The organism is Caloranaerobacter longqiensis (genome assembly GCF_050286925.1).
Taxonomy (GTDB): Bacteria; Bacillota; Clostridia; order Tissierellales; family Thermohalobacteraceae; genus Caloranaerobacter.
In genome coordinates this window covers 21988-28577 of sequence record NZ_JBFWFX010000019.1, presented here as the reverse complement: position 1 = coordinate 28577, position 6590 = coordinate 21988, and the positions used below count along the sequence as shown (strand labels likewise).

Genomic DNA, 6590 nt, shown 5'->3' with positions numbered 1-6590 from the left:
TTGTCGCTCCAGTTCAGCCACTCTCTTTTCAAGTTCGGCAATCAATTCTTCAATTTCTTCAATCCTTTCAGGTAACGTTGCTAATAAATATGTTTTATCCATCTATTTCACCTCCTCTCTGCAATTCTCTATTACTTTTTGGTAATATTGAGGTAATCTTTTATCTACTACTGCATCCTCTTTCATAGTTATTAATGGTTCTCCATCTGCACACACCGTAATGGTACCTTTTTATACATTCTCATAACAAGCTCTATTGTCATCTTTAAACCTCCTTCTAAATGCTTGTCCACCCTATTATTTAACTATTAAGCATCTTGTCTGCTACTCTTATTGCATCTTCTAAAAGACTTTCAATGCTTAAATATTGTGGTATTGTTATATCCTTTAATCCATGTTTCTTCTTTGTATATGTCATGCATAGTTCTAAATTAGTATGATATGCTGTATTAAATGCTTTCTTGAATTCGCTCCAAGCCTTACCGTAATTAATACCTTTTTCTCTAGCGTATTTTCTTACCATAGCATTTAATCTTTGCCTTAAATCACCTATTAGATTTACATTGTCTATGTTATCTATTCTGTGCTTAACTGTATCTAATTCAGCTTTTGCACTTGCAATTTCTTCTTCTAGTTTCTTCTGCTTTAGTTCTAAATTTATAAGTACTTGTAATTGTGGGCTCAATTCTTTAAAAGTTTGTGTCATCTGCTTTGCTCTGAAATATGTTTCTTCTAGCTTTTCATAAACTTCCCATGCTTTATCAGTATCAAGTATTTTTGCATGTCTTAATGCTCCTCTTTCTGTCCATAAATAAAGCTGATTTGCATTTCTCCCAACAATGTTACTATCAGTAACCCTGTCTTTAAATTCTTTTAATGCATTACCTCTTAACACGAAATAATGTTTACCTTCTTCAAATCTGTCTCCATTTCTAGAGAAATTAACTTTAATATTATTTATGTCTGTTTCATATGCTTCAGCTAATTGTTTAGTAGTTAAGACTCTTTGGTTGTTGTGTTCAATAATAACTAAATCATTCATTCTAAAACCCCCTTTGTCGAATTTATTATGCTTGTCCACCCTAAATTAAATTTGTAATAAAACTTATCTTATGTTCTTTGCATTGCTTCAACTCTAATTCCTCGCCTACCTATCTCTTCAATTCTCTTTATAATTCTCTCTATATCTTCTTTTGTTTTATCTTTATAAGCATCATCGTGTATTCTTATTGTTGTATTGCCTAATTTGTATTCAGCAACTATCATTATTTACACCCCCTCACTAAATCCTATGCGGTAAAAAATTTGTCCTATTCTGATTTCCTATTAACTTTTTAACTTTTAATTAACTCTTCAATCGGAACTTCTAATGCATCAGAAATTTTTTTCAAAACTATAAGAGAAGGATTATTTCTTTTGTTATTAACTAACTCACTCATATAAGAACTAGAAATTCTTGCTTTTTTGCAAATTCTATAAAATGAAATGTTTTTCTCTTGTGCAATTCTTCTTATGTTATCTCCTACAGTCATATATTTATCCCCCTTTATGTTTTTTTAACGAAATATTTCGTTTGAGTATATTATATATTGTGTAACGAAATAATTTCAATAGTGATATTTCGTTTTAAAAACATATTAAATAAGAATATATCTCATTTGCTTTGTTTTCCTTTTGTTTTCTTGACATAACGAAATATTTTAATTAATATATAGATATAACGAAATATGTTATAACAAGATATATGAGGTGATTTTATGTTTAATAGAAATAGAATTATAAAAATATTAGAGAAAAAAGGTTGGAGTAAATACAGATTGGCTAAAAAAGCAGGTATTGCACATTCAACATTACATGACATTCTTACCGGTAAAAATGCTAATCCTAACACTAGAACTCTCGAAAAGTTAGCAGAAGCTTTAGGTGTATCGATAAATGAATTTTTTGACGAAATGAGCGAATCGAAATTAGCGACACAAAAAAATAAAATACATTCAGAAAATAATACAGAAATAGGAAAAAGGATTAAAAAATTAAGAAAAGAAAAAGGATTAACTCAAAAAGAATTAGCTGAAAAAAGCAATTTATCGCGTTCTTATTTAGCAGATTTAGAACGCGACAGATATAACCCTAGTTTAGATTCTTTAAAACAAATAGCCAATGCACTAGGAGTACATGTAAGTATATTACTAGATGAAAAACAAGCAAAGTTTATTGAATCCTTAAAACTTGATACTCCTGAAGAAGCTCTTAAATTCATTCTACAACAACCTGTTCTAATGGCTTATGGAGGATATGATTTGAATAATATGTCAGAAGAAGAAATTATGGAACTCGCAAATGATATGTTGCTAGCCATGAAATTATCACTGGAAAAGAAAAAAAGACGGCAATAAAATATCTTGCGAGGTGATATGATGACTTGGATAAAAGATATTGTAAATGGGCTAATAGAATTGTATCAAACCAGAAATGTATATGAATTATTAGATGCATTAGAAATTATGTTAATTAAAAAAGAACTTCCATCTGGAGAAAAAGGGAGGTTTTTTAGAGATATATTTAATAATGAATTTATTTTTATATCAAATAACTTAACTATAGAGGAAGAAAAAATAGTTATCGCCCATGAGCTAGGTCATTTAATATTACATACTAATTTATCAACAAGTTATTATAATGATAATCATCTCCTAGTTAAAGATAAAATTGAAATTGAAGCAAATAAATTTGCTGCCGAACTTTTGATTCCTGATGACATTAAAATATGTGAAGGTACAACAATACAACAACTAGCTTGTTATTTAGGAGTTACTGAAGAATTGATAAAATTAAAATTCGGAAGGAGGCTTTAAATTGTATTGTATGTATTTAAGAAAGTCAAGAGCCGATATAGAAGCAGAAGCTCGAGGAGAAGGTGAAACTTTAAAAAGGCATGAAAAAATTTTGTTTGAATTGGCAAAAAAAATGGGATTAAATATTACTAAAATCTATAGAGAAATTGTATCCGGAGAAACTATATCAGCTAGACCTGTTATGCAACAGCTGCTAACTGATATAGAAAACGGTATGTGGGAAGGTGTATTTGTAGTAGAAGTAGAACGTTTAGCACGTGGAGATACTATTGACCAAGGCATAGTCGCACAAGCGTTCAAATATACTAACACCAAGATTATTACACCTATGAAAATATATGACCCTAGTAATGAGTTTGACGAAGAATATTTTGAATTTGGTCTTTTTATGTCAAGACGTGAATATAAAACAATCAATAGGAGATTACAAAGAGGTAGATTAGAATCAGTTAAAGAAGGAAAATATTTAGGGAATATAGCCCCTTATGGATATAAAAGAAAAAGATTGGAGAACCAGAAAGGTTATACATTAGAAATACTACCCGATGAAGCAAAAATAGTTAAATTGATATATGATTGGTATACAAAACCTAACAGAATTGGTGTATCTATCATAGCTCGTAAATTAAACGAGATGAAAATTCCTACCAGAAAAGGTGGAGATTGGACTACTTCTACAATCAGAGGTATACTATCTAACCCTGTCTACATAGGTAAAATTCGTTGGAATTCTCGCCCTCAAATAAAGCAAGTAATAAATGGCGAAATAATAAAAAAACGTCCACGTGCTAATAAAAAAGATTGGATATTAGTTGATGGTTTACATGAAGCAATAATTGATGATGATACATTTAATCTTGCACAAAAATATTTGTCAGAAAATTCAGCTCTTCCAATTCCAACTAGATATGTTACTAAAAATCCACTTGCTGGATTAATTGTCTGTGGCATATGTGGTAGAAAAATGAACCGTAGACCTCATAAAAATTATCCTGATACTCTAATGTGTGTTGGCCCTACTTGCCCGAATGTAAGTTCTCATTTATATTTAGTTGAAAAAAAATTACTCAAAACGTTAGAATTATGGTTAAATAACTATAAGCTAGACTTAAATTCTAAAGAAAGAGAACAAGAAAACAATCTAGAAATAGATATAATAAAAAAATCTATAGAAAATCTCAATAAAGAATTAGAAACTTTAAAAAAACAGTCTAATAGTTTACATGATTTATTAGAACAAGGAGTATATTCTGTTGAAACGTTCTTGGAAAGGTCAAAAATTATAAATGACAAGATTAATACTGTTAAAACTAATAAAAAAGAATTAGAAGAAAAACTAAATAATATTTATATTACAGAAAAAAACAAGAAAATTTTAATACCTAAAATTGAGAAAGTAATCGAATTGTATTGGAATTTAGAATCTCCTAAAGAAAAAAACGAACTGCTTAAAGAAGTAATAGACAAAGTAATTTATATAAAAAAAGAAGGTGGGCGTTGGAGTGGTAAAATAGATGATTTTACTTTAGATTTATATCCTAAATTACCTGAATAATTTTTTGTGTTTATCACTGATAACATGATGGTTCTTAAGAGTTTGCACATTGGGAAATTATAGGAACTATCGTATGGAAACTTATAAAAGACGTTCCTATAAAAAACATAAAAGGTACTCCACTTGAAGCACACTATGTAAATCATGGTAAAAGCCCTTTCCCTCATGATGCATCAGGATATGCTTGGACTGCTACATTTATACAGTCTAAAGATGATCCTATAGCAAATCTTCATGAAGATATGGCATCTGAGCAAAAAGCTAGGGCAACCTATGAATATCTAATCAATATTTGCGACGATCCTGGTGTCAAAGACGCTTTAAGATTTTTAAGAGAAAGAGAAATTGTCCACTTTCAAAGATTTGGTGAAACATTAGATATCGTACAAGAATGTTTGAATAACAAAAAATATTATTAAACTTTTTTGTAACTAAATAACCCCTTAAAGTAGATTATTGTTTTTATACTATCTACTTTAAGGGGTCATTTTCATAATATCTAAAGTTTCACATCACCAGCAACTACGCCATTTACTTGCCCGTTAAATGTTATAGGAATAGCAACTGTAACACAGTAGTCATCTGTCATAATAGAAATATAAGGTTTAGAAATATATGAATTGCCTTTTATAACTTCTTTAAAGTAAGGTCTATGAGCTAAATTATCTATATCAATAGCTATAGTAGAACCCTTTACATCTCCTTTAGAATCTAATACAACAACTACTTCAAAGAGTTTATCATATTTTCTATTTATATTATCAATAAACTCCTGTACTCTTTTCTTATTTTCTGGATTATCTAGTCCACACTCTACTGTTAAATCTTTTAATACTTTTTCAGCATCCTCTATCCTCTTTTCATCATCTTGACTGATTTTATAGCTTCCTTCAATTTCTGTAATGAACTCAATTAATTCTTTTGACATATTAGTCAATTTTTCTACTGACTTAGAAATTCCCTTAACTAAATTCACTTCTTCTTGAGTGGAAGCATTTATTTCCTCCATTCCTGCTGCAGTCTGCTGTGTAACCGCAGATATTTCTTCCATAAGTTCATCTACTTTACGAGCATTTGAAATACCACTTTCCGATAATTTTAGTATCTCTTCTGTAGAATTTAAAGTAACATCAGATGTTTGTTCAACTTTGTCAAATAATTCCCTAAATTCTTCAGCATATTGAACATTTTTTTTCATATCTGTAACCTGCATCTCAATATGTTCAGCTATACGATCTATTTTTTGAGATATATTTTCTATTATCTGTCTTATTTTAGAAGCAGATTTTTCAGATTCTTCTGCTAATTTTCTAACCTCTTCAGCTACTACTGCAAACCCTTTACCTACTTCTCCTGCTCTTGCTGCTTCTATTGCAGCATTTAATGCTAAAAGATTTGTTTGCTCACTTATTCCACTGACTATAGCTATTATGTCCTTTATTTCCTTAGCATCACGGTTCAAATTCTCTATTTCAACAGCCAATTCAACATTGTTCTTCTCGCTATTTCCCAAATTATCAATTAATTCTTGAAGTTTTTCTCCAGATTCATTTATCTTTTCTTTCATTTCTTTTGTTATAGAATATGTATCTTTAGCAAAGTTAGCAATTGTCTGAGAGCTTTCAACAATCTGCATAGTGCTATTCTTAGTATTCATAGCTCTTTCTGCTTGAAGTTCAAGTCCTTGAGAAATTTCATTTATAGTTGTTGATATTTCTTCAATAGATTGACTTACTACCTCATAGTCTTTTGCTATATTCCAAGAATAAGTAGAAACTTTATCCGAAGCAACTAGCATTTTTCCTACTAAGCTTCTGATATTAGCTATCATTTTGTTTAATGATACTACAATTTCCTTAAATGCTTTATCGTAACCACCTTTTATAGTTTGAGTAAGATTGCCTTGTGCAACTCTATCTACTAATTCGCTAGTTTTCACAATATACACCTTTTGAAGCTTTCCCATCAATAGTGTAAATATATAAGGAATTACTAAAGCTACCACAAATATTACTAAAAGTTCAAACCTTGTCAATTCTACAGCATAATTCCCCCCTGTTATTATCCAAGGCGTTGCCATACCCAATATAAATACTATAAATGTTGTAATAAAAAATTTTAATTTCATTTGAATCCCTCCCCGTTTTAACTAATAATTCGACTTTATTCTAAAAATTCCT

At 29.7% G+C, this 6590-nt stretch carries 7 protein-coding genes and 1 pseudogene; 4 read left to right on the top strand and 4 right to left on the bottom strand.

Annotation, left to right across the window (positions count from 1 at the left end; translation table 11 throughout):
* Positions 1–301: 301 nt before the first annotated feature.
* The 3 genes from AB4Y15_RS11860 to AB4Y15_RS11850 form a co-directional block, all read right to left on the bottom strand.
* Positions 302–1042, bottom strand: a complete 741-nt coding sequence (locus tag AB4Y15_RS11860) for an ORF6N domain-containing protein (RefSeq protein ID WP_427340559.1) — start codon at positions 1040–1042, stop codon at positions 302–304.
* A 68-nt stretch (positions 1043–1110) separates the two neighbouring features.
* Positions 1111–1266, bottom strand: a complete 156-nt coding sequence (locus tag AB4Y15_RS11855; RefSeq protein ID WP_427340558.1) for a hypothetical protein — start codon at positions 1264–1266, stop codon at positions 1111–1113.
* A gap of 68 nt (positions 1267–1334) precedes the next feature.
* The gene (locus tag AB4Y15_RS11850; RefSeq protein ID WP_427340557.1) at positions 1335–1532 is read right to left on the bottom strand and encodes a helix-turn-helix domain-containing protein; all 198 of its coding nucleotides are present in this window, start codon (positions 1530–1532) and stop codon (positions 1335–1337) included.
* A gap of 225 nt (positions 1533–1757) precedes the next feature.
* On the opposite strand from AB4Y15_RS11850, the gene AB4Y15_RS11845 reads away from it, so the two are divergent.
* The 4 genes and pseudogenes from AB4Y15_RS11845 to AB4Y15_RS11830 all read left to right on the top strand — a co-directional run.
* Positions 1758–2396: a helix-turn-helix domain-containing protein gene (locus AB4Y15_RS11845; protein ID WP_427340556.1), complete on the top strand. Its 639-nt coding sequence runs from the start codon at positions 1758–1760 to the stop codon at positions 2394–2396.
* A 21-nt stretch (positions 2397–2417) separates the two neighbouring features.
* Positions 2418–2855: an ImmA/IrrE family metallo-endopeptidase gene (locus AB4Y15_RS11840; RefSeq protein WP_427340555.1), complete on the top strand. Its 438-nt coding sequence runs from the start codon at positions 2418–2420 to the stop codon at positions 2853–2855.
* Positions 2856–2865: 10 nt separating this feature from the next.
* Positions 2866–4410, top strand: a complete 1545-nt coding sequence (locus AB4Y15_RS11835; protein ID WP_427340560.1) for a recombinase family protein — start codon at positions 2866–2868, stop codon at positions 4408–4410.
* Between the two features lie 50 nt (positions 4411–4460).
* Positions 4461–4829 (top strand): annotated as a pseudogene (locus AB4Y15_RS11830) (manganese catalase family protein); the annotation flags it as partial.
* Between the two features lie 80 nt (positions 4830–4909).
* Here AB4Y15_RS11830 and AB4Y15_RS11825 read toward each other — a convergent pair.
* Positions 4910–6538 (bottom strand): methyl-accepting chemotaxis protein, encoded by a 1629-nt coding sequence (locus tag AB4Y15_RS11825; RefSeq protein ID WP_427340554.1) that lies wholly within the window; start codon positions 6536–6538, stop codon positions 4910–4912.
* Positions 6539–6590 lie beyond the last annotated feature (52 nt).